The sequence below is a fragment of the Pseudoxanthomonas sp. Root630 genome, assembly GCF_001427585.1.
Lineage (GTDB): Bacteria > Pseudomonadota > Gammaproteobacteria > Xanthomonadales > Xanthomonadaceae > Pseudoxanthomonas_A.
Genome location: NZ_LMGY01000017.1, coordinates 209,587 through 231,251, shown reverse-complemented (window position 1 = coordinate 231,251; position 21,665 = coordinate 209,587). Strand labels below are relative to the sequence as shown.

Sequence of the window (21,665 nt, the reverse complement as noted above, 5' to 3'; positions counted from 1 at the left end):
CCCGGTTCAGGTACTCGATGGAGGGGGGAGCACGGAGTGTACGCGCTCGACGTTACGCGCGATGATGCGGCCATGGCCGAACACAGCGTTCCTGCCGACGGCACCGCGAACGGGGAAGTCCCCGACGCTGAGCGTGCGCGGCTGGCCACTGCCTGGGCTGCTGCGCACTACTTCGTGACCATCGGCCGCAAGGAATGGCTGTTCTGCGCCGGCGTGTCCGCGCCCGAGGTCGAACGCCAGGTCATGGCGGACCGTTATCTGTTCATCACCGGCTGGAATCCCCCGCCCGGCGAGGCCTCGCGCGCCGACAACGACACCGCGCAGGCCCGGCTGGAAGCGCGCGTGCAGGCGCTGGGGCTGGCGCTGCACCCGGCGCTGGGCTGCGACAACCGGGGTGGCATGGTCGAGTACGGCTGCCTGGTGCTGGACGCGACGCTGGCGCAGGCCGACGCACTGGCCAGGGAATTCGGCCAGGGCGGCACGCTCTGGTGGAACGCGGGCGAACCCGTTCGCCTGCGGATGATGTGGCCGCGCCCGGCCGGCGCCGACGCCGACCCGCACACCGACTGGGTGGGCTAGGAACCGGACTCGCGGGGCGCGACCGTATGTCGCAGGCGGTCTGACGGGCGACACCGTTTAGAATAGGCGGCTGAGCCTCAGGACACCCCAGCCTCCCGCCCGGGAACGCCCGACCCGATGACCGACGCCGCTCCTTCCCATCCGCCGTTGCTGGCCGCCCAGGGCCTGGCGTTCTCGCGCAACGACGAGCCGGTGTTCGGTCCGCTGGATTTCGCCGTGGATGCGGGTGAGGCCCTGCTGGTGCAGGGCGGCAACGGCGTCGGCAAGACCACCCTGCTGCGCGTGCTGGCCGGGCTGCTGCGCGCCGATGCGGGCCATATCGATATCGACGGCCACCCCGCCGGCCCCGCGCGCCGCGCCCACGCCATGGCTTACCTGGGTCATCTGCCGGCGCTGAAAGCGGACCTCAACGCGCTGGAGAACCTCAACTTCCTGTGCGGCCTGCACGGGCGGCGCGCGCGCCAGATGCCCGGCAATGCGCTGGCCATGGTCGGCCTGGCCGGCTACGAGGACGCGCTGGCACGGCAGCTCTCCGCCGGGCAGAAGAAGCGCCTGTCGCTGGCCCGCCTGTGGCTGTCGCCCTCGCCGCTGTGGCTGCTGGACGAACCCTACGCCAACCTCGACCTGGACGGCATCACCCTGGTCAACCGGATGATTTCCGCGCACCTGCGCGATGGCGGTGCCGCGCTGGTCACCACCCATGGCGCGTACGCGGCCCCACCGGTGCAAACCCGCATGCTGGTGATGGAGCGTCCGGCATGAACCCGACGCCCTCCCTCCTCCAGACCGCCCGCGCCCTGGTCGTGCGCGACGTGCAGCTGTTGTGGCGCCGCCGTGGCGATGCGCTGCAGCCGGCGCTGTTCGCGCTGCTGGTCGTCGTGCTGTTCGCCCTCGGCCTCGGCACCTCGCCGCAAGCACTGTCGAAGGTCGCGCCGGCCGTCCTGTGGGTCGCCGTGCTGCTGGCCGGCCTGCTGTCGCTGGACACGCTGTTCCGCGGCGATGCCGAGGACGGTTCGCTCGAACAATGGATCCTCGCCCCCGTGCCGCTGGCCTGGCTGGTGCTGGTGCGCGTGCTGACCCACTGGGCCACCACCGCCCTGCCGCTGGTGATCGCCGCACCGCTGCTGGGCGAGATGCTGCACCTGCCGCGCAGCGACCTGCCGATGCTGCTGGCCACGCTCGCGCTGGGCACGCCGCTGCTGAGCCTGCTCGGCGCGGTGGTGGCCGCCCTGACGGTCGGCATGAGGCGCTCTGGTATCCTTGTGGCCCTGCTGGCGCTGCCGCTGTACGTGCCGGTGCTGGTGTTCGGCGCAGGCGCCGTGGCCGCCAACGCGCAAGGCCTGGATGCCTCCGGCGCCCTCCTCTGGCTGGCTGCCGGCCTGCTGCTGTCGCTGCTGCTCGCCCCGCTGGCCGCCGCCGCGGCGATCCGCATCGCCCTGACCTGAAGACCGACGCTGCGCATGAATCCACTCGTCCGCTGGTTCCACCAACTCGGCTCGCCGCCCTACTTCGACCGCTTCGCGGCGCGCTGGACGCCGTGGTGCTACCTCGCCGCCATCGTGCTGCTGGGCGTGGGCCTGTGGCAGGCGCTGTTCGTGGCCCCGGCCGACTACCAGCAGGGCGACAGCTTCCGCATCCTCTACATCCACGTGCCGAGCGCGTGGATGAGCATGTTCGTGTTCGGCCTGATGGCGTTCTACGCGGCCATCGCGCTGATCTGGCGGATCAAGCTGTGCGAGATCCTTGCGATGGCGTGCGCGCCCACCGGCGCGGCGTTCACCGTCATCACCCTGGCCACCGGCAGCATCTGGGGCAAGCCGATGTGGGGCACGTGGTGGGACTGGGACCCGCGCCTGACCACCGAACTGATCCTGCTGTTCCTCTACCTGGGCGTGATGGGCCTGTACGGCGCCATCGACGACCGCCGCAACGCCGCGCGCGCGGCCGGCCTGCTGGCCATCGTCGGCGTGGCCATCCTGCCGGTGATCCGCTATTCCGTGGTGTGGTGGAACTCGCTGCACCAGGGCCAGACCATCCGCGTGTTCGGCGATTCCAGCATGGACGACAGCATGGTCCTGCCGCTGGTGCTGATGGTGGTGGCCACCAAGTTCTGGTTCGCCGGTTCGCTGCTGGCGCGCGCACGCGCGGACAACCTGCGCCGCGAAGCCGGCAAGGACTGGGTCGCCAAACTCGCCGCCGCGAAGGGGGCTACGCCATGACCTACCTGGAATACGTCATCGGCGCCTACGCCGTGTTCGCCCTCGTGCTGGCGTGGGATTTCCTCGCGCCGCGCCTGCAGGTGCGCCGCGAACTGCGCGCCGCGCGCCTGCGCGCATCGCGCGAGACTCGTCGCAACGCCGCCCCCGCCGACCTGGAACGCTGACCGCATGAATCCCGTCCGTCGCCGCCGCCTGCTGTTCGTGCTGCTGGCCCTGCTGGTCGCCGGTGCCGCCACCGCGCTGATCGCGATGGCCCTGCAGCGCAACGTGGCCTATCTGTACACGCCGGCCGAAGTGCTGCGCGGCGACGCCAGCGAGCGCGCCCGCTTCCGCCTCGGCGGCATGGTCGAGAAGGGCTCGTTCAAGCGCGAGTCCGGTTCTCTGGTGTCGCAGTTCCGCGTCACCGATGGCGACGCGCAGCTCACCGTGCGCTACGGGAAGATCCTCCCGGACCTGTTCCGCGAGGGCCAGGCCGTGGTCGCCACCGGCACGATGCAGGATGGCGTGTTCGTCGCCGAAGACGTGCTGGCCAAGCACGACGAGACCTACATGCCCAAGGAAGTCGCCGACAAGATGGGCAAGGCGCACCAGAAGCACGACGTGCAGGCCGCACCGACGGGGCCGGCGAATTGATCCCGATACCCGCCGCGACTTCCCTTCTCCCCGCGCGCGGGGAGAAGGTGCCCGAAGGGCGGAGGAGGGGCGCTCGCGCTTCTCGGCGCGTGACCCGCGGACAAGCTTCTGGCCAGCGCATCCGGACGTCTTCCCGTCACTCCCACCTCGGCGACTCCGCTCGCCCCTCACCCGCCTTCGGCACCCTCTCCCCGCAACGCGGGGCGAGGGAATGGACGACTGATGCTGCCTGAACTCGGACAAATCGCGCTGATCCTCGCGCTGCTCATCGCCGTGCTGCAGGCGCTGCTGCCGCTGGCCGGCGCGCACCGCGGCAAAGCCGCCTGGATGGACGTCGCGCGCCCGGCCGCCTATGCGCAGCTGTGGCTGGTGATGCTCGCCTTCATCGCGCTGACGGTCGCGTTCGTGCAGCAGGACTTCTCGGTGAAGTACGTCGCCGACAACTCCAATTCGCTGCTGCCGATGGTCTACCGCTACACCGCGGTGTGGGGCTCGCACGAAGGTTCGCTGCTGCTGTGGGCGCTGGTGCTGGCGATCTGGACCGGCGCAGTGGCGCTGTTCTCGCGCGGGCTGCCGGACGTGGTGATGGCGCGCGTGCTCGGCGTGATGGGCGTGGTCGCGGTCGGCTTCCTCGCCTTCCTGATCTTCACCTCCAACCCCTTCATCCGCCTGCTGCCGTCGCCGGGCGAAGGCCGCGACCTCAACCCGCTGCTGCAGGATCCGGGGATGATCATCCATCCGCCGCTCCTGTACGTGGGCTACGTGGGCTTCGTGGTGCCGTTCGCGTTCGCGATCGCCGCGCTGCTCGATGGCCGCGTGGATGCGCGCTGGCTGCGCTGGACGCGTCCGTGGACGAACGTCGCCTGGGGCTTCCTCACCCTCGGCATCGCATTGGGCAGCTGGTGGGCGTACTACGAGTTGGGCTGGGGCGGCTGGTGGTTCTGGGATCCGGTCGAGAACGCCAGCTTCATGCCCTGGCTGGTCGGCGCCGCGCTGATCCATTCGCAGGCGGCCACCGAGAAGCGCGGCACCTTCCGCGGCTGGACGCTGCTGCTCGCCATCGCCGCGTTCTCGCTGTCGCTGCTGGGCACGTTCCTGGTGCGTTCGGGCGTGATCACCAGCGTGCACGCGTTCGCCGCCGATCCGAGTCGCGGCGTGTTCATCCTGATTTTCCTCGGCATCATGATCGGCAGCTCGCTGCTGCTGTACGCATGGCGCGCACCGCAGCTGGCCGATGACGCCTCGGAGAAGTCGTACTTCGCGGCGAACTCGCGCGAGACGCTGCTGCTGGCCAACAACCTGCTGCTGACCGCCGCCTGCGCGATGATCCTGCTGGGCACGCTGTACCCGTTGATCGCCGATGCGCTGGACCTGGGCAAGATCTCGGTGGGCCCGCCGTACTTCAGCCTGTTGTTCATCGTGCTGATGGCGCCGCTGGTGGCGCTGGTGCCGTTCGGCCCGCTCACCAAGTGGCAGCGCGACAAGGCCTCCCGCCTCGGCGCGATGCTGCTGCCGTGGGCGCTGTTGGCCATCGTGCTGGCGGTGGTCGCGTACTTCGTCGCGCCGCAGGGCAAGCTCAAGGCGGCCGCCGGCATCCTCGGCGCGATGTGGGTGGGCCTGGGCACGCTGCGCTTCATCTGGTCGCGCCTGCGCGCCAATGGCCGCTTCACCCCGGAAATGCTCGGCATGACGCTCGCGCACACCGGCATCGCGGTGTTCCTCGTCGGTGCGTTGCTGGTGGAAGCGCTCAACGTGCAGCGCGAACTGGCGGTGAAGCCGGGCCAGACCGTCGAGGTCGGCCGCTGGGGGTTCCACTTCCAGGGCGTCGATGAAACCCAGGGCCCCAACTACCTGTCCGACCGCGGCCACGTGCAGGTCCTGCGCAACGGCACGCCGGTGACGCTGCTGCACCCGGAGAAGCGCGCCTACGCCAGCGGCGGCCAGGTGATGACGGAAGCCGGCATCCGCCCGGGCGTGCTCGGCGATGTCTACGTCGCCATCGGCGAACCGCTCGGCGATGGCGCCTGGTCGCTGCGCGTCCACATCAAACCCTTCGTCCGCTGGATCTGGCTGGGCGCCGCCCTGATGGCGCTGGGCGGCTTCGTCACCGCCGCCGACCGCCGGTTCCGGAACCACAAGACATCCGAGGCGCGTCCCGCATGAACAACGCTTCCGAACTCCCGCCGTCGCCGCCGCGTTCGCGTGGCGCACTGACCTTCGCGCTGGTCATCATCGGCCTGTTCTTCGTCGGCCTGATGGGCCTGCTGTACTACGGCGTGAAGCAATCCGACCGCGCCGGCCGCGATGCGTTGCCCTCGCCGCTGATCGGCAAGCCGGCGCCCGCGTTCGACCTGCCGCTGCTGCACGAACCCACCAAGCGCGTCACCAACGCCGACCTCGCCGGCCAGCCCTATGTGATGAACGTGTGGGGCAGCTGGTGCCCGGAGTGCCGTGTCGAGCATCCGATCCTCACCCAGTTCGCATTGACCAAGCGCGTGCGCTTCATCGGCTACAACCTCAAGGACGAGCGTCCCGATGCGCTGCGCTGGCTTGAGCAGTTCGGCAACCCGTACATGATGGTCATCGCCGACGTGGAAGGCCGCGCCGCGATCGACTGGGGCATCTACGGTGCGCCGGAAACCTTCCTCGTCGACGGCAATGGCGTGATCCGCTGGAAGCATGTCGGCGCCATCGACCAGGCCACCATCGACCACCAGCTGATTCCCGCGCTGGAAAAGATTGAAGCCGGCCGATGAACGCCTCCCCCGTCCTCCTGGTGCGCGCCTTGCTGCTGGCCCTGCTGGTCGCCGTCGCCGCGCCGGTCTTCGCGCAGGTCAGCGACCCCACGCCGCTGCAGTTCCGCGACGATGCCGAGGAAGCCCGCTTCCACAGACTGACCGCCGAACTGCGCTGCGTGATGTGCCAGAACCAGTCGCTGGCCGATTCCAACGCGCAGATCGCCCACGACCTGCGCCGCGAAGTGCTCGACCTGATGCGCCAGGGCAAGGACGACGCGCAGGTGAAGCAGTTCCTGGTGGAGCGCTACGGCGAGTTCGTGCTGTACAAGCCCGACGTTGCCCCCGGCACCTACATCCTCTGGTTCGGTCCGCTGTTGCTGCTGCTCGCCGGCGGCGTCTGGGTGGGGCGCATCGTCGCGCGCCGCGCGAAGCAGCCGGCCCCGACCACCGACGACAACGACCAGGAGTGGTGATGACCACCTTCGTGATCCTCGCCATCGTGCTGTCCGCGGCGGTGCTGCTGGCGGTGCTGTGGCCACTGTGGCGCAGCGCCAAGCCGCTGGTGATCGGTGGCGTGGTGACGCTCGGCATCGCCACGTTCGCGCTGTACCGCGTCGTCGGCACGCCCGCCGCGCTGGAACCGCAGGCCACCACCCCCGGCCCGGCCACGCTGGAAGAAGCCATCGGCCAGCTCGAAGCCGAACTGAAGAAGAAGCCGAACGAACCGGAGGGTTGGCGCCTGCTCGGCAAGTCCTACGCAGCGCTGCAGCGCTACGGCGATGCGCAGAAAGCGTTCGAGCGCGCGGTGCAGCTGATGCCCGACGACGCCGACCTGCTGGTGGAAGCCGCGCAGGCCCGCCTGTTCAACAACGCCGACCGCAAGCTCGATGCGCAGGCGATGGCGCTGCTGGACCGCGCGCGCCAGATCAATCCGGGCCACCAGCGTGCCGCATGGTTCGTCGGCCTGGCCCAGCGCCAGGAAGGCAAGCCCGCCGAGGCCGCGAAGACCTGGGAGCCGTTGCTGGCCCAGGTGGATCCCAACACCGCCGCCACGCTGCGCACGCAGATCAACGAAGCCCGTGCCGAAGCCGGCCTGCCGCCACTCGCCGATCCTGCACCTGCGGCGGACGCATCACCCGCGCTGCTGACGGTCACCGTGGACCTCGCGCCCGCGCTGAAGGAGAAGCTGGCACCGGGCGATACGCTGTTCGTGTTCGCCCGCCAGGTCGGCGGCCCGCCGATGCCGGTCGCGGCCAAGCGCCTGCCGGTGGCCGCGTTCCCGATGACGGTCGCGCTGAGCGACGGCGACAGCCCCATGCCGACGCTGAAGCTCTCGCAGCTGCCGCAAGTGCAACTGGTGGCGCGCATCTCCAAGGGCGGCGCCGCCACCTCGACCGCCGGCGACCTGGAAGCCACCGCCATCACCGCCGACGTGAAGGCCGGCAACGCCTACACGCTGACGATCGACCGCGTGGTGCCGTAAAGCCTCTACGCAGTGCTTCGCACTTCCTTCTCCCCGCTTGCGGGGAGAAGGTGCCCGGAGGGCGGATGAGGGGCAGAACGCGGTCTTCCTGCGTGCGCCGAGCCACTCCCCACACCGTTCGCCCCTCACCCGCCTTCGGCACCCTCTCCCCGCTTCGCAGGGCGAGGGAAAGCGGAACGTCGTGACATCCGCACGCAGCCCCGCGATGCGCTGGCGAAATAGCATCGCCCGGCGGCATTGCCTACACTGCCCGGATGACCGAATTCATCCCCCCCGGCACCCGTTTCCATCCCCTGCCCACGCCGTTCCGCATGAAGCGCGGCGGCGAGCTGCATGGCGCACGGGTGGCGTACGAAACCTGGGGCACGTTGAACGCGCGCCGCGACAACGCGGTGCTGATCGTCACCGGGTTGTCGCCCGATGCGCATGCCGCGCGCAGTGCCGGCAATCCGGACGAAGGCTGGTGGGAGCCGATGCTGGGCCCGGGCAAGCCGATCGACACGGACCGCTGGTTCGTCGTCTGCGTGAACTCGCTCGGCAGCTGCAAGGGTTCCACCGGCCCGGCCTCGATCAATCCGGATACCGGCGCGCTGTACCGCCTCGACTTCCCCGAGCTGTCGGTGGAGGACGGCGCGAATGCGGCGTTCGACGTGGTGCGCGGGCTGGGCATCGAGCAGCTGGCCTGCATCATCGGCAATTCGATGGGCGGCATGACGGCGCTGGCCTACCTGCTGCTGCATCCGGGTGCCGCGCGCACGCACATCAACATCTCCGGCAGTGCGCAGGCGCTGCCGTTCTCCATCGCGATCCGTTCGCTGCAGCGCGAGGCGATCCGCCTGGATCCGCACTGGAACCACGGCCAGTACGACGACGACACCTATCCGGAATCCGGCATGCGCATGGCGCGCAAGCTGGGCGTGATCACCTACCGCTCGGCGCTGGAGTGGGATGGCCGCTTCGGCCGCGTGCGGTTGGAGTCGGACCGCCCGGACGAGGAGCCGTTCGGCCTGGAGTTCCAGGTGGAGAGTTACCTGGAAGGCCATGCGCGCCGCTTCGTGCGCCGGTTCGATCCCAACTGCTATCTCTACCTCAGCCGCTCGATGGACTGGTTCGACCTGGCCGACTACGCCGGTGAAGATCGGGCAGACGGCGACGTAGTGAAGGGCCTGGCGAAGATCCGCGTGCAGCGGGCGCTGGCCATCGGCGCCACCACCGACATCCTGTTCCCGCTGCAACAGCAGCAGCAGATCGCCGATGGGCTGGCGGCGGGCGGGGCGCAGACGGAGTTCCTGCCGCTGGAATCGCCCCAGGGCCACGATGCGTTCCTGGTGGACTACGACCGGTTCGGCCCGGCGGTCCGGGACTTCCTGGCCGGCCTCTGAGCCGTATTTCCTTCTCCCCGCTTGCGGGGAGAAGGTGCCGAAGGCGGATGAGGGGCGAGCGCGGTCTCGGCCCATGCACCGATGCGCCCCCACTCCGTTCGCCCCTCACCCGCCTTCGGCACCCTCTCCCCGCAAGCGGGGCGAGGGGAAAAGCGGGCTATTCCGCACCGCACGACGCCCTGCCCGGCTGGCCCGGCTAAAATGGCCCCACTTCCTGACCCGGGCCATGTCATGACCCTCGATTTCCCCGGCGCCGACAAACTGGTCGCCTCGCTGGACGCCGCCGTTGCCCTGGGCAACGACCGCGCCATCACCGATGCGCTGCGCAAGTCGCTGTGCGAACTGATCTGCGACGAGGACGTCCGCCTGCCGGCCTGCGTGCTGGAGCCGATCTCCGACCATTACGCGCGGCGCGAGCTGTACACCAGCCCGGAGCACGGTTACAGCGTCATCGCGATGACCTGGGGCCCCGGCCAGGGCACGAAGATCCACGATCATTCGGGCATGTGGTGCGTGGAAGGCGTGTGGCGCGGCCGTCTGGAGATCACCCAGTACGAGTTGGCCGAGCACGACGAGGTGCGTTACCGCTTCATCCCGGCCGGCACGATCGAGGCCGGTACCGGTTCGGCCGGCAGCCTGATCCCGCCGCACGAGTACCACACCATCCGCAACCCCAGCGACAAGGCGGTGGCGGTCAGTCTGCACGTCTACCAGCGCACGATGGTCCGCTGCGGCATCTACACGCCGGAGGAAGAAGCAGGCACCAGCGGCTGGCAGCGCCGCGGCGAGCGTCTGTTGGGCACCGACCAGGTCAATTGAGCCCTGCGCGGCCCCGCTCTGTCGGCGGGAGGCCTTGCTCGGCTATACTTCGCGTCCGCGCCGGAGTGGCGGAATGGTAGACGCAGCGGACTCAAAATCCGCCGCCCTTAAAAGCGTGTGGGTTCGAGTCCCACCTCCGGCACCAAGATCAAACCCTGGACCTCCAGGGTTTTTTCGTTTGTGGCCAGCCCATCTAGGTAGGATGGGTTGAGCGCGGCGATACCCATCGCTGGAGGGGGTGAGGGTGAGATGGACGCTATAGTCGCGCCGTGACCTACAACCCTGCCCTGGACGGAATCAGAGCGCTGGCCGTGATCGCGGTCCTGCTGTTCCACGCGAGGATTCCATGGGCGCAGGGCGGTATGGGCGGCGTGGACGTGTTCTTCGTACTGTCGGGCTACCTGATCACCCGGATACTTGCCGGCGAGGCTGCGGCCACCGGCACGATCCATCTGCGCCGCTTCTACGTGCGCCGCTTGCGCCGGCTCTACCCCGCACTGCTTGCGTTACTGGCGACGTACTTGGTTTTTGCTCCGATGGTTTTCCCGGCGGTGACCAAGGATCAGTGGCTGATCGAGCCGCTGGCCGGCTCGCTCTACCTGTCCGACTACTACCGGGCCTTCGGCCTGGAACCGAACTATCTGACCCACCTGTGGAGCTTGGCGGTCGAGGAACAGTTCTATCTGCTTTGGCCGCTGCTCCTGCTGGGAGTGACGCGACTCGAGCGAGGTGCTGCGATACGCGTGCTGGTGGTGGTTTTCATTGTGGCTACGGCGTGGCGTGCGTGGTCCGCACTGAACTGGGCGAACGACGAACAGCTTTACTACCACTTCGATATGCGCCTCTCCGGGCTGGCGCTTGGTGGCGTGCTGGGATACTCGCGCATCGAGGCGCGGCAATGGGTGGGGTGGCTGGGACTCGCGGGCACGATCGCGTGCGTCCTGATCGTCAGCAAGGACGACGCGCTCTACTACGTGGTCGGCATCACCGTGACAGAAGTCGCTGCCGCACTGCTCGTGGTCGGCGCGCCGGCCGCGCTGGGCCGCCTGTCGTGGCTCGGGAAGATGTCCTACGGACTTTACCTTTGGCATTACCCACTAGGTCGATGGGCGCGCGATCTTGGTGCCACTCCGTGGGAACAGTTCGCCTTCAGCTTGGTTGTAGGCCTTGCTCTTGCGGCCATCTCTTTTCATACGATCGAAGCCGCTTTCCGTCAGGTGTCGGGAAGGGCTTCGTTAGACGGCGTGAAACTGGACGCGTAGCCCACCAGCTACTGGGGGCAGCCTCGTAGGATGGGTTGAGCGAGGCGATACCCATCACCATGACGCCTACAAGCCGTGACTTATGTGTGTCGCTTCACCCAACCCATCCTACGTAATGCGCACGTCTAGGGGAAACTCATTAGTTAGGACAAGCTTTGCTAGCGCAACATCATTGCCGCGTGACGATACCGATGTCGGGACTCACTTCGTTGACCACAATCTATGCGATGGCGCCACCTGCACCCTACTTGCAGGATGGGCTGTTCCGGGTGGCAGGCGGAGTAAAGATCCGCTTGCGACTATCGATTGGCGAGGGCGCAAATGCAGTCGTATCAGTCAGCTGGATAGTGCACTGATTTGGCGCGCCGTCGTGTTTGTAGACTGCTGCATAGCTATGACTGGCGAGCGGGGTGAAGGTCAGGACAATACGACACTGCGCCCAAGTCAAGCCACCCTCGTATCCGATGGACTCCATGCTGAAACTCAGGGGCTTTCCGGCCGGGATCGGCACTATGCGCTCGCGCACCTTGATCAGTTCACCCGGCGAGCGCATTCCGCGACATGACTCGGACTCCTCGTAAATCGTGGCTCCCGCAAACACACCTCCCGACGCCACAAGCTTCAGCTCAGCTCGCGCACCGTCAGCGGGCGAGACATACGGAGGCGTGGCACAACCGCCAATGAAAAAACAGGCCAACACCAGACCACTGCTCTTCCAGTACTTCATGAGTTTCCTTGAGGGTGGAAATACGGGACAGAGTGCAATTACTTGCGCGCGGCACCACCATGAGCTAGCTGCTGTTGCATCAATGGCAACCTGACGGCTGATCGGAAGATCAGTTGCTGAATCAAACTGCTCCGCGAAGCGGCTTCCGCTTGAACGAATTGTTGGGTGCTACTTCTTTGGCCGCTTGATCTTAAGCAGGTCGGCGTTGAGAAATGATCTGCCTGCACACGTGAGATTGTATTCTTCTGCCGCCAGACGCTGCTTCTCTGATATTTCAGCCATTCGCAACTTGTAATCGTCGTGTCGATCGCCGATTTCGTTGTACTCTTCGATTTTTGCATTGTAAGCATCCATGCGAAAACTTTCGCCAGCCTCGATAGCCATCTTCATCTGATCGAGTTCACCGCGGATCTGCGCTTGTTGTTTGACGAGATCGTTGCTCTCCCTTACCTGCACGTTGTACGCCTTCCTCTGGCGTTCCATTTCATCGTCCAGAGACACGCACTGCCTGAGCTCGGCTTGGTTGAGTGGCGGCTTCGTTTGATTCCCCTTCGAGAGCACAGCTGGTGCGACGCTCGAGAGTGCAAGTCCTGTTGCAAGCAGCAGATAACGCATGATTTCCCCGTAGTAATGCCCAACTGCCTGATGGCCGGATCTTGGTCCGGCTATACAACCTGCCCACAGCGCACCGTAGCGCACCGTTTGGCGGGCCATCCCCTTGATGCGGTTCGATCTTAGGGTGGCTGGGCCTGGCTAACAAGCCGACGCATAACCGCACCCCGCAGCGCGCAGCATGTGCACCCTGACTGACGTCTGCCTGCCAGGGGTACGGCATTCCGAGTCGCAGCCTTCCCAGATGCGCCACTTCGTACCGCAGCAGCACCGCAGGTCAAGTCCGCGACCATCGGACTCATCGCCGCGGGAGATATCGCGTTCACCACCATAGGGAAATCGCCCCGCCAGACGTCTACCTTGATGATGGGGCGCTGTTCGCAGCCCGTGCACTGTCGAACGATGATCAAAGACCACCCGAATCCTTACCTCCAGGCCTCGCTCCGCGAGCTATCCGCCGCCCTGGATCGGTGTGCACGCCAACTGCGTGCGGCGAATGGGACCGTAGAGCGCGAGGACATAGCACACCTGCTCCTCGCCGCCGCCCAGCGCCTCGCCCCCCAGGACAAGCGCCCGGGAGAGCCGATCAATCGCGTACGCGCGGGTGCGGAGGTCCTTCCAGACTTTTGGCCACGCTACGAACGCGAGAAGCGCGCGATGCGCTGGCACCTGTTCCACCAAGCCGCCGAGGCCGCCGGACTCACGCCTGCGGACTTCGGCGAGTACCTCACGCTGACGGGGCGTCCCCTGATGGATCGCGTCCTGGAAAGCGAGGAAGGCTACCGCGAAGCCCTGGATTGGATTGAAGAGGCCCGTCGTGTAGGTGATCGGGCCTCTCGCCAAGCCGAGTAAGACCACGCAGCGACCCTGCAGACAAACAAAGGGGCCATACGGCCCCTTCGCTTTGCGAAACAGGAAACGGGGGGCAGAGTGCGATCTCGCAAGAAACGCACCTTGAGCCCCACTCCGGCGGCACAACGCGATCCCCTGCGGCTCAACCCTTGCTTCGCACTACGCGCTTTGCGCCTGGCGACTGCCGAACGCCGTACCCGTCAGACGCTCCGATTCCAGCCACAGGCGCTCGGCAACAGCGATGTCCTCGGCTTGCGCAGGTACCTTGGCGATGACCGGATGGCCGCGCGTTTCGCTCAGCTTGTCGGGACCGTAGTAACCGCCCGCCTGCGCCGTCGGCGCGGTCGCGGCGTACAGCGGAGGCAACGCGCCCTGATCGGCGGGTTGGAACAGGAACCACAGATAACGTCGGGCCAGCGCCTGCGGGCTGCGGGGGCCGGCACCGTTGGGGAGCAGGTCCGTGCGCGATATTCCGGGGTGCGCGGCCAGGCTCTGGATGCCCCACCCTTCCGTCGCACTCCGGCGCTGCAACTCGAACGCGAACAACAGGCACGCCAACTTCGACTGACTGTAGGCAGCCATCGGCACATAACGATGCCGCGATTGCAGGTCGTCGAAATCGATCGCACCGCTGCGCGCGGCGATGCTGGACAGCGACACGACCCGGGCACCGCGTCCCTCGCGCAACAAGGGCAACAGCCGGGCCTTGAGTGCGAAGTGGCCCAGATGGTTCGTGCCCAGCTGCAATTCGAAACCGTCGGCGGTTTCCTTCCGCTGCGGCGGCGTCATCACCGCCGCATTGTTGACCAGCAGGTCCAGGCTGCCATGCGACCGCAGCAGGGTGTCGGCGAAGCTCTCGATCGAGTCCAGATTGGCGAGATCGACGGCGCCGAAGCGCACGCGGGCCCTGGGCAACGACCGGCTTATCTGCTCGACGGCGGCCGCGCCCTTGGCGGCATTCCGGCCTGCCACGATGACCGTGGCGCCCGCCCGCGCCAGCGCCAGGGACACGTGGAAGCCGATGCCGCCTGTTCCGGTGACCAGAGCGGTTCGCCCTACCTGGGACGGGATATCGGATGTGGTCCAGCCTGCCATGACAGTTACCTTGATGGGGGGAAAGATAGGCGCGCAAACGCGGCGCGACGCGGGCAATGCGGCGCAGCACAGGAAGTGACGAATGTTCGCGTGGTCGTCGCGATGCAGTGTTGCGGCGCGACTTTAAGAAGCCTTTAAGGCGTGCTGGACGATCCGGAATCGCTCAACGGACGTGCGCGCGATGTTGGCAGGAAGCCGCTTGTGCGCGATATCGCAATCCGCGCACAAAAAAAAGGAGGCGCGCTGCGCCTCCTTCCATGAATCTGTATGACGCCGGGGGCGTGCGGCAAGACCCGCCGCGATGCCGACGCGCCTGTCACTTGCGGGCTGAGCGTCCGCGCTTCTTGCCGGCGTTTGCCGCCGAGTCCGCGCGGCTCTGCGCGAACTCCGGGAAGGTCTCCTCGATCGAGTCCTTGTCCGGGAGGATGTAGAACACCCCGCCCTTCTCGAACGTCGGCTGCATGATCCGCTCGTAGAACTCGGGCGCCACGTTGATGCAGCCGTGCGTGATGCGATTGTCATCGGGCGTGGGCGATGCGAGGCGTTCCACACGCTTCTCGGCCGGGACGCCGGTGGCGGTCGGATGGATGGAGACCGCGGAATCGTAGTCGACCCACAGCACGCGCCCCGCATCGATGGACGGGCCGAAACCGCCTACGAAGCGACCTGCAGGCGTCGTGCGATCGCGGCCAGGAATTTCGCGAAGCGCGAGACCGGCGACACCGGGAGCCGTGTGATCGCCAACCGCCGATCCGAAAAGTCCGGGAGCCGCGCCGCGAGGCCGGCCGTCGCCACCGAACACCAGGATCTGCGCAGCGGCCTTGTCGATGATCGCGAAGGGATAGCCCTGGCTGTCCTTGGTCGCGACGATCCAGCCTGCGAGCGCGATCACCGTGTCGGAGACGTCCTGGCCTTCCGGAAGCTGGTCGGCGGCAGCGGCCGTTTCTTGCTGGGCGTCACGCTCGGCCTTGGGCGCCGCGAAACTCGCGAACGTCAGCGTCAGCATCAGCGCGCCGGTGGCGGCACGGATTGCAGGGTGTAGGCAGGTACGAATGGCGCAGGTCCTCAAGAAAAACGGAAACAAGAGAGCCCGGTGGCCAGCCATGGCCACCGGGTCCCGGGTTCACTCTGTGCGTAACGAATCGTGCAAGCGCGATCAGCCGCGCGGCACACGGCGCGGCGCCGCTTCGAGCTGCCGCACGCGGCCTTCGATCTGATCCAGGCGCTGGTTGGCCTGCTGCGCGGACTGATTTGCAGCGTCGGCACTCTGCGCCGCGCCCTGCACCTTCGTATCGAGCTGATCGAGGCGCGAGTTGATCCCGGCGAACTCGTCGTCGTAGGTGGCACAGCCGCTGAGAGCCACGCCCGCCACCATCGCCACACCGAGCACACGCGCCGTCGTCATGAATCGCTTGTTCGTAAACATTCCAATCCTCCTTCGTCTGGGAGCAGGGAATATAGCGGCCTTTCCGGTGGGTGCCGCAACGTACCTTCAGCCTGGATTGGCGTACGTGGACGCAGCGTGAAATTGCCGGAATTTTTGCGTATTCCGGCTCCAACCCAGCGATTCAATGCGTGCCAGCGCAGGACGTGACCGACGATCACAACGTATCCGTGCCGACCATCGCAACTGGAGGTGTGGACGGCCGCACCGTTCCATTCAACAGCCGACCGATCACCGTGCGCCGAACCAGCCACTGGTAGCTGGCGAACGACACCAGCAGCGTGACGATGAGTGAAGACACAAACTTAACAATCCAGTGCAACGGCATGTCCAGCAGCCGATACTGGACCGCCAGCAATACTGGCAAGTGGACGATGTAGACCCAGTAGGCGCTGTCGGCGAGCCAACGCATCGTCGCGCTGCGCGACCTCAGCCATCGCCTTGCGGCGAGCAGGCACCAGAGTGTCATCCAGAAACCTGCGCAGGCTTCCAGCAACGCCCTCACGCCACGCGCTACGGCCGATGGCGGCGCGTCCATGAAACCATCGGTCCACCGGAACAACACGCCATACGAAATCACCGCGCCGGCCAACAGGAAAGGCGAAAGCGACCGCAGGCGATCGAGCAATGCGCCGTGGTGGAACAGTTGGTAACCGAATGCGAAATACAGCCCGAAGAAGGCCAGTGCCCATAGCGCCGGGATGAAGAACTCCGGTGCCGGCCACGGCGTTCCGACCAGCGCCAATGCAGGAGCCGTCAGGAACGGGAACAGCACGACCAGCATCGTCGCGGGCATCGCGGCGATCCGGTTGCCGATGCGACCCAGTTCCAGGGTGGACGCCACCCACACCATGAGCGTGAACAACGCGAGGTAGAACAGGAACCACAGGTGCGCCCAGCCGGGCATCGACGGCATGGCGCCGTGCTGATCGACATACGTGCGGATCCACGCCAGCGCCGGCGATGGCCGCATGACGGTGTCCGCCGCATGTTCCGTCAGCCACGCCATGCTGGCGAGCACCGGCGGCGTGAACAACGCCAACGGCAACAGCACGCGTGCGCAACGATTGCGGAACAGGCCCGCCATGCCGCGGCGCGCCACCAACAGGGCCGCGAAGTAACCCGCGAGCGCGAAGAACAGCGGCATCCGGAACATGTGCATGAACCAGGCGACCGCATCGACGGTCCTCGATCCTCCCGCGTCCGCGGCAGGCCAGACCGGATGCATCAGCGGACTGTAGGCAAGCGCCGCATGGAACACCACGCCGGCCAGCATGGCCAGCGCGCGCAGGTTGTCCATGTGATGGACGCGTTCACCGGTCTGCATCGCATTGCGCTCAGAGGAACGAGGCCTTGCGCGCATGCACCCAGCCCGCGGCGAGGATGGCGATGGCCATCACCGCGAGTTCGCCGCCGATCAGGCCCAGCACCTGCGGACTCCAGACGATGGCGTCGCCCTGCAGGTGTTCGCGGATGCCGTGCATCGTGCTGACCCAGTAGAGGAAGGGGCCGATCAGCGTCATCAGCGCCAGCATCGCGAACACGTTCCAGCCTTCGGAATCCACCGCGATCACCACGCACAGCGAGACGCAGAAATTGGCGAGCATGAACAACGCCACCACCACCAGCCACGGCACCGCGCCGTCGGCGCGCGGCGTGCCCAGCACCAACGCCAGCAGGCCGCCGCCGACCAGCAGGAACGGCACCAGGAAGATCGCGAAGTTGGCCAGCAACTTGCCCCAGAACACATCCATCGGCGTGACCGGCAGGCTCATGACGAAAGGCTGGGTCTGCTCTTTGCGCTCGGCCATCACCGAGGACTGGATGGCATAGGAACCGACCACGAGCAGCAGCACCAACAGCAGCAGCGCACCGGCCGAGGCCAGCAGCGGCGTGCCCATGCCCACCAGCCCCATCGCCAGCAGCATGCCGGCGACGAAGCCTGCGAGCTGCTTCTGGTAGACCTGCCAGTCCTTGACGATCAGCTTGCGGACCATCGCGGCATCGGATGCGAGCCAGTTCATGCGTTGTGCCCTCCGCGGACGGTGGTGACGAAGATGTCTTCCAGCGACATCGGTTCGACCGATTCGACGGCGAACCCGAGCGCTTGCAACGCGGGCAGCGTGCCGGCATCGAACGTGCCGGTCTTCACTTCGAACAGCGGCGCGCTGTCGCGGACCGAGGCCACGCCCGGCAGCCGGCGGATCGCATCCGCCCCTTCGCCGCGGCACAGGATCCGCCGCCAGCCATCGAGGAAGGATTCCTTGTCGCGCGACGCGACGACCCGGCCGCCGTGCAGGAAGGTGATGGAATCGGCGATCTGTTCGATGTCGGCGGTGTTGTGCGAGGAGAACAGGATCGAACGCTGCTCATCGCGCAGCACGTCGGCCAGCGCGTCCAGCACCTCCCCGCGTGCGACCGGGTCCAGGCCGGTGGTCGGCTCGTCCAGCAACAGCAGGCGCGGATGGCGCGCGAAGATCAGCAACAGCAGCGCCTTGACCCGCTGTCCGTGCGAAAAACCACCCAGCGCCTGCTGCGGCCGCAGGTCGAAACGCTTCAGCAGGTCCTGCGCATAGGCCTCGTCCCAGCCGGGATAGATGTTGCGGACGAAATCCATGTGCCAGCGCAGCGTCTGCCCCCGGTACAGGCGCATGTCGTCGGAGGCATAGCCGATATCGCGCTTTACCGCGACCTGCGCTTGCGGCAGTGCCTGGCCGAGCACCGCGACCTTGCCGCCATCCGCACGGACCAACCCCATCAGCATGCGCAGCAGGGTCGATTTGCCGGCGCCATTGACGCCGACGAGGCCCATCACCTGGCCCTCGGGAAGTTCGAGGTCGATGTCGTGCAGGGCGAACGCGTCGTACTGCTTGCGCACGCCTTCGAGCGCGATGGCGGGTGTCATTCGGGTTTCCTTCGGTCGGGATTCATGGGCTTCGACATGCCCGGATCGCTGGACAAGGCTTGCTCTACGCGCTCGATGATCTGTCGTCCGTCGAGCCCGAGTTTCCTGGCCGCCTCCAGCAAGCCGGCCAGTTGGGATTGGAACTCCTGCGCGGCCAGCGTCTGCGTCGCATCCAGGGTTTCGGCGACGAAGGAGCCCTTGCCTTGGCGCGTCACGATCACGCCGGCCCGTTCCAGTTCCAGATACGCGCGCTTGACCGTAATCACGCTGACCCGGCTGCCCGCCGCCAGTTCACGGATGGAAGGGAGAGGCGCGCCGGCCTTCCACGTTCCCGCCATCACCTTGGCGATCACCTGCTCCATGATCTGCGCGTACATGGGGGTGATCGAATGCGGCGACAGCAGCAGATCGGTATCCATGCAACCCTTGCGTGGTGGGATTCAGCCGCGTTGCGGAGGCTTGTCTTCGCACCGACCTGCGGCCTGAGCGCCTGACCCGCGCCCGTAGCCGGTTGTCCAGACGCACCACAGTCTGTGCATAGTCAGTATACACAGAGATTAACAGTCGTCAACGGGCCAGGCATCCAGGCGGGGGGGCCTCGGCGCCTGGATCCCGCTGCGCCAACGACCTGGCAGGCGGCTCAATGAGCAAACGGGATCAGAGCGCTGCCCGGCGTTGACCACGCATCCAGGACAGCACTCTGACCCCTGCTTCAGATGCCGCAGCGGCCCTGCGCGGACTACCAGTCGATACGCAGGTCGAGGGAGGCGTTGCGTGCCTCACCCAGCATGTCGAGGTTCCAGTACTTCCGGTTGAACACGTTGTTGAGGTTGCCGGTGAGCGTGGCGCTGCGCCCGCCGATCGTGGTGCGGTACTGGACACCGGCATCGGCCACGGTGCGGCCGGGAATCAGCACGCGGTTGGCGTCCTCGTAGTACTGGTCGCCGGAGTAGCGGACATTGCCGTGCAGGCTGAGCCCATGCAGCGCGGCAGGACGGTATTCGATGTTCGCGACGTACTGCCGCCGCGAGGAGCCTGCCGGCCGGTTGCCGATCAGCGCCGCATTCTCGGGAGACAACTCCTCGAGGCTGGCATCCATCCACAAGCCGCCGACACCGATGTCCAGCCGGTCGGTGATGCCGACGCTGGCGATCGCTTCGAAGCCGCGATACAGCGTGAGGCCGTCCTGCACCAGGTAGCGCTCGTCGCCGCGCCACTGGTCGATCTGCGCGGCGCGTTCGACCCGGAACGCCGCCGTCGTGATGCCGAAACGACCGGTCTGGTACTTGGCGCCTACCTCGTACTGCTTGCTGGTGGTGGCATCCAGCACTTCGCCTGCATTGGCATAGGGGGGCTCGCTGTCGAAGCCGACACGCCCGGCCGATTCGAGCGATTCCACGTAACTCGCATAGACCGAGACCGCATCGACGGGCTTGTAGATCAGCGCGACGGTGGGCGTGAGCGCGGAGGTCGCATAGCGCGAGTCGACGGTGGGGTCGCCGTCCAGGTCGCGCTGTTCGTAGTCGACGTAGCGCGCGCCCAGGATCGCCTGCCAGTGTTCACCGAAATGCACGGTGTCGCTGGCGAACACCGACATCTGGCGTTCGTCGCCGCTCACCGGCGCGAGGCTGAAATCCGGCACGTGGGTCGAGAGGAAATCCAGACGCTGGTACAGGTTGCCGGAGAAGTCGTTGCTCCAGTACCAGTCGTTGCCCCACTGGTCCCACGTGCGCTGGGCCGCCGCGCCCAGCACGAGGTCGTGCTCGATGCCGCCGGTGACGACCTGGCCGGTCACCAGCGCCTGGGCCACGGTGTTGCGCATCACGCCGGCGAAGTTGTAGACGCTGCCTTCGTAGTCGCCCGCCTGGTTGAGCAGGTTGGCGAACATCTTGTTCGAATAGTGCTCACGGCGGCTGCCGCCCACGGTGACGTCCACGTTCCAGCGTTCGTTGATCCGCCATTCCAGGCCGGTGGTGACGTTCGTGGTCACGGCCTTGTAGTACGAATTGCGCACGCGGACGTTTTCGTAGTCGTAGGTCGGCCTCGGCAGGCGCTCGCCTTCGTACGTGTCCCAGTAGAAGTACAGCGGCTCGTGCTTGAGCTTGTTGTCCTCGCGCAGCACTTCGGCGTGCCACAGCAGGTTGTCGCCGATCGGCTGGTCGACCGCCAATGCGATCAGGGTGCGATCGAGGCCGGCACCGTTGTAGGCATCACCGCCCTCCTTCACCACATTCACCCGGTAGCCCAGCGAATCCGGTCCGCCGATGTGGTCGCTGGCATCGACGTGCAGCGAGAACGCGCTGTCGTTGCGCCAGCCGAGCGCGGTGGAGAACAGCGGCGCGGCGGTGGGCCGCTTGGTGCGGTAGCTGATGATGCCGCCCGGCGCACCGAACCCGTACATGAAACCACCCAGGCCCTTGAGCGCCTGCACCGACTCCACGGCCTCCAGCGGGTATTCGCCGCCCCACTCCATCAGCATCGGCACGCCATCGACGTAGTGGTTGGTGACGCCGATGCCGCGGATCTGCGTGCCCCACCAGGCCGTCGTCGCCGAGGGTTCGGCGGCGTAGACCGAGGGATCGTTGATGAAGACCTGGCCCAGCGTGGTGGCGCCGCGCTTCTCGATGTCTTCCTGCTCGACCACGGTGACCGAGAACGGCGTATCCAGCAGCCGCTTGGTGCCCAGCGCGCCGGACCTGGCATCGAGATTGAGGTTGAGCCCCAGGCGTTCGCCTTTGACGTGCACGGCGTCGAGGGTCACCGCCGGGTCCGGGGTGTCCTGCGCGGTGTCGATGGCCTCCTGGGCCGTCGCGGCGAGGGGTGGGGTCAGCAGGAGGGCGAGCGAGAGGAACAGCGGCGTGCGCGCAGGCGCGCGCGGGGTGCGGATCGTGGACACGGAATCAGCCTATGGCGCG

24 protein-coding genes and 1 tRNA gene are annotated in these 21,665 nt (G+C 66.8%); 15 read left to right on the top strand and 10 right to left on the bottom strand.

The window, feature by feature from the left end; genetic code table 11:
- Positions 1-72: 72 nt before the first annotated feature.
- The 14 genes from ASD72_RS15755 (at position 73) to ASD72_RS15690 (ending at position 11,115) form a co-directional block, all read left to right on the top strand.
- The gene (locus tag ASD72_RS15755) at positions 73-579 is read left to right on the top strand and encodes a DUF3293 domain-containing protein (RefSeq protein ID WP_155944687.1); all 507 of its coding nucleotides are present in this window, start codon (positions 73-75) and stop codon (positions 577-579) included.
- Positions 580-696: 117 nt separating this feature from the next.
- Positions 697-1,341: a heme ABC exporter ATP-binding protein CcmA gene (ccmA, locus tag ASD72_RS15750; protein WP_056880893.1), complete on the top strand. Its 645-nt coding sequence runs from the start codon at positions 697-699 to the stop codon at positions 1,339-1,341.
- Entirely contained in the window at positions 1,338-2,024 is a 687-nt protein-coding gene (gene ccmB, locus ASD72_RS15745; RefSeq protein ID WP_056880892.1) for a heme exporter protein CcmB, read from the top strand. The genes ccmA and ccmB overlap by 4 nt, the downstream gene beginning before the upstream one ends.
- Before the next feature lie 15 nt (positions 2,025-2,039).
- Positions 2,040-2,798 (top strand): heme ABC transporter permease, encoded by a 759-nt coding sequence (locus ASD72_RS15740; protein WP_056880891.1) that lies wholly within the window; start codon positions 2,040-2,042, stop codon positions 2,796-2,798.
- The gene (locus ASD72_RS15735) at positions 2,795-2,962 is read left to right on the top strand and encodes a heme exporter protein CcmD (protein ID WP_056880890.1); all 168 of its coding nucleotides are present in this window, start codon (positions 2,795-2,797) and stop codon (positions 2,960-2,962) included. The genes ASD72_RS15740 and ASD72_RS15735 overlap by 4 nt, the downstream gene beginning before the upstream one ends.
- Before the next feature lie 4 nt (positions 2,963-2,966).
- Positions 2,967-3,431, top strand: a complete 465-nt coding sequence (gene ccmE / locus ASD72_RS15730) for a cytochrome c maturation protein CcmE (protein ID WP_056880889.1) — start codon at positions 2,967-2,969, stop codon at positions 3,429-3,431.
- A gap of 222 nt (positions 3,432-3,653) precedes the next feature.
- Positions 3,654-5,594, top strand: a complete 1,941-nt coding sequence (locus ASD72_RS15725) for a heme lyase CcmF/NrfE family subunit (RefSeq protein ID WP_056880888.1) — start codon at positions 3,654-3,656, stop codon at positions 5,592-5,594.
- Positions 5,591-6,187, top strand: a complete 597-nt coding sequence (locus tag ASD72_RS15720) for a DsbE family thiol:disulfide interchange protein (RefSeq protein ID WP_056880887.1) — start codon at positions 5,591-5,593, stop codon at positions 6,185-6,187. The genes ASD72_RS15725 and ASD72_RS15720 overlap by 4 nt, the downstream gene beginning before the upstream one ends.
- Positions 6,184-6,642 carry a cytochrome c-type biogenesis protein gene (locus tag ASD72_RS15715; RefSeq protein ID WP_056880886.1) on the top strand — a complete coding sequence of 153 codons (459 nt, stop codon included), beginning with the start codon at positions 6,184-6,186 and terminating at the stop codon, positions 6,640-6,642. The genes ASD72_RS15720 and ASD72_RS15715 overlap by 4 nt, the downstream gene beginning before the upstream one ends.
- On the top strand, positions 6,642-7,652 hold the full coding sequence (locus tag ASD72_RS15710) for a tetratricopeptide repeat protein (RefSeq protein ID WP_155944686.1): 1,011 nt from the start codon (positions 6,642-6,644) through the stop codon (positions 7,650-7,652). The genes ASD72_RS15715 and ASD72_RS15710 overlap by 1 nt, the downstream gene beginning before the upstream one ends.
- A gap of 254 nt (positions 7,653-7,906) precedes the next feature.
- Positions 7,907-9,034 (top strand): homoserine O-acetyltransferase, encoded by a 1,128-nt coding sequence (locus ASD72_RS15705; RefSeq protein ID WP_056880884.1) that lies wholly within the window; start codon positions 7,907-7,909, stop codon positions 9,032-9,034.
- 231 nt (positions 9,035-9,265) lie between these two features.
- A complete protein-coding gene (locus tag ASD72_RS15700) occupies positions 9,266-9,853 on the top strand; it encodes a cysteine dioxygenase family protein (RefSeq protein ID WP_081420381.1) in 588 nt (195 codons plus the stop codon).
- Between the two features lie 59 nt (positions 9,854-9,912).
- A tRNA-Leu gene (locus ASD72_RS15695) sits at positions 9,913-9,998 on the top strand.
- Between the two features lie 124 nt (positions 9,999-10,122).
- Positions 10,123-11,115, top strand: a complete 993-nt coding sequence (locus tag ASD72_RS15690) for an acyltransferase (RefSeq protein WP_056880882.1) — start codon at positions 10,123-10,125, stop codon at positions 11,113-11,115.
- A 244-nt stretch (positions 11,116-11,359) separates the two neighbouring features.
- Here the strand turns inward: ASD72_RS15690 and ASD72_RS21020 are convergent, their stop codons facing one another.
- Together ASD72_RS21020 and ASD72_RS15685 are read right to left on the bottom strand one after the other, a co-directional pair.
- Positions 11,360-11,842, bottom strand: a complete 483-nt coding sequence (locus tag ASD72_RS21020; protein WP_155944685.1) for a hypothetical protein — start codon at positions 11,840-11,842, stop codon at positions 11,360-11,362.
- Between the two features lie 168 nt (positions 11,843-12,010).
- On the bottom strand, positions 12,011-12,556 hold the full coding sequence (locus ASD72_RS15685) for a hypothetical protein (protein WP_155944684.1): 546 nt from the start codon (positions 12,554-12,556) through the stop codon (positions 12,011-12,013).
- A gap of 300 nt (positions 12,557-12,856) precedes the next feature.
- Here ASD72_RS15685 and ASD72_RS21560 point away from each other — a divergent pair, with 300 nt between their 5' ends.
- Entirely contained in the window at positions 12,857-13,306 is a 450-nt protein-coding gene (locus ASD72_RS21560; protein WP_235578032.1) for a hypothetical protein, read from the top strand.
- Between the two features lie 159 nt (positions 13,307-13,465).
- On the opposite strand, the gene ASD72_RS15675 is transcribed toward ASD72_RS21560, so the two are convergent.
- The 8 genes from ASD72_RS15675 to ASD72_RS15640 all read right to left on the bottom strand — a co-directional run bounded on the left by ASD72_RS15675 (position 13,466) and on the right by ASD72_RS15640 (position 21,646).
- Positions 13,466-14,401 carry an SDR family oxidoreductase gene (locus ASD72_RS15675; RefSeq protein ID WP_056880879.1) on the bottom strand — a complete coding sequence of 312 codons (936 nt, stop codon included), beginning with the start codon at positions 14,399-14,401 and terminating at the stop codon, positions 13,466-13,468.
- A 316-nt stretch (positions 14,402-14,717) separates the two neighbouring features.
- Complete coding sequence (locus ASD72_RS15670; RefSeq protein WP_056880878.1) at positions 14,718-15,407, bottom strand: L,D-transpeptidase; 690 nt, start codon at positions 15,405-15,407, stop codon at positions 14,718-14,720.
- A 150-nt stretch (positions 15,408-15,557) separates the two neighbouring features.
- Positions 15,558-15,827, bottom strand: coding sequence for a hypothetical protein (locus tag ASD72_RS15665; protein WP_056880877.1), 270 nt, complete (start codon positions 15,825-15,827; stop codon positions 15,558-15,560).
- Between the two features lie 175 nt (positions 15,828-16,002).
- Positions 16,003-17,145 carry an acyltransferase family protein gene (locus ASD72_RS15660; protein WP_162250398.1) on the bottom strand — a complete coding sequence of 381 codons (1,143 nt, stop codon included), beginning with the start codon at positions 17,143-17,145 and terminating at the stop codon, positions 16,003-16,005.
- 37 nt (positions 17,146-17,182) lie between these two features.
- Positions 17,183-17,869 carry an ABC-2 transporter permease gene (locus ASD72_RS15655; protein ID WP_056880875.1) on the bottom strand — a complete coding sequence of 229 codons (687 nt, stop codon included), beginning with the start codon at positions 17,867-17,869 and terminating at the stop codon, positions 17,183-17,185.
- Positions 17,866-18,750, bottom strand: a complete 885-nt coding sequence (locus tag ASD72_RS15650; protein ID WP_056880874.1) for an ABC transporter ATP-binding protein — start codon at positions 18,748-18,750, stop codon at positions 17,866-17,868. The genes ASD72_RS15655 and ASD72_RS15650 overlap by 4 nt, the downstream gene beginning before the upstream one ends.
- The gene (locus tag ASD72_RS15645; protein ID WP_200948908.1) at positions 18,747-19,169 is read right to left on the bottom strand and encodes a GntR family transcriptional regulator; all 423 of its coding nucleotides are present in this window, start codon (positions 19,167-19,169) and stop codon (positions 18,747-18,749) included. The genes ASD72_RS15650 and ASD72_RS15645 overlap by 4 nt, the downstream gene beginning before the upstream one ends.
- 320 nt (positions 19,170-19,489) lie before the next feature.
- Positions 19,490-21,646 carry a TonB-dependent siderophore receptor gene (locus ASD72_RS15640; RefSeq protein WP_235578031.1) on the bottom strand — a complete coding sequence of 719 codons (2,157 nt, stop codon included), beginning with the start codon at positions 21,644-21,646 and terminating at the stop codon, positions 19,490-19,492.
- Positions 21,647-21,665: the final 19 nt, after the last annotated feature.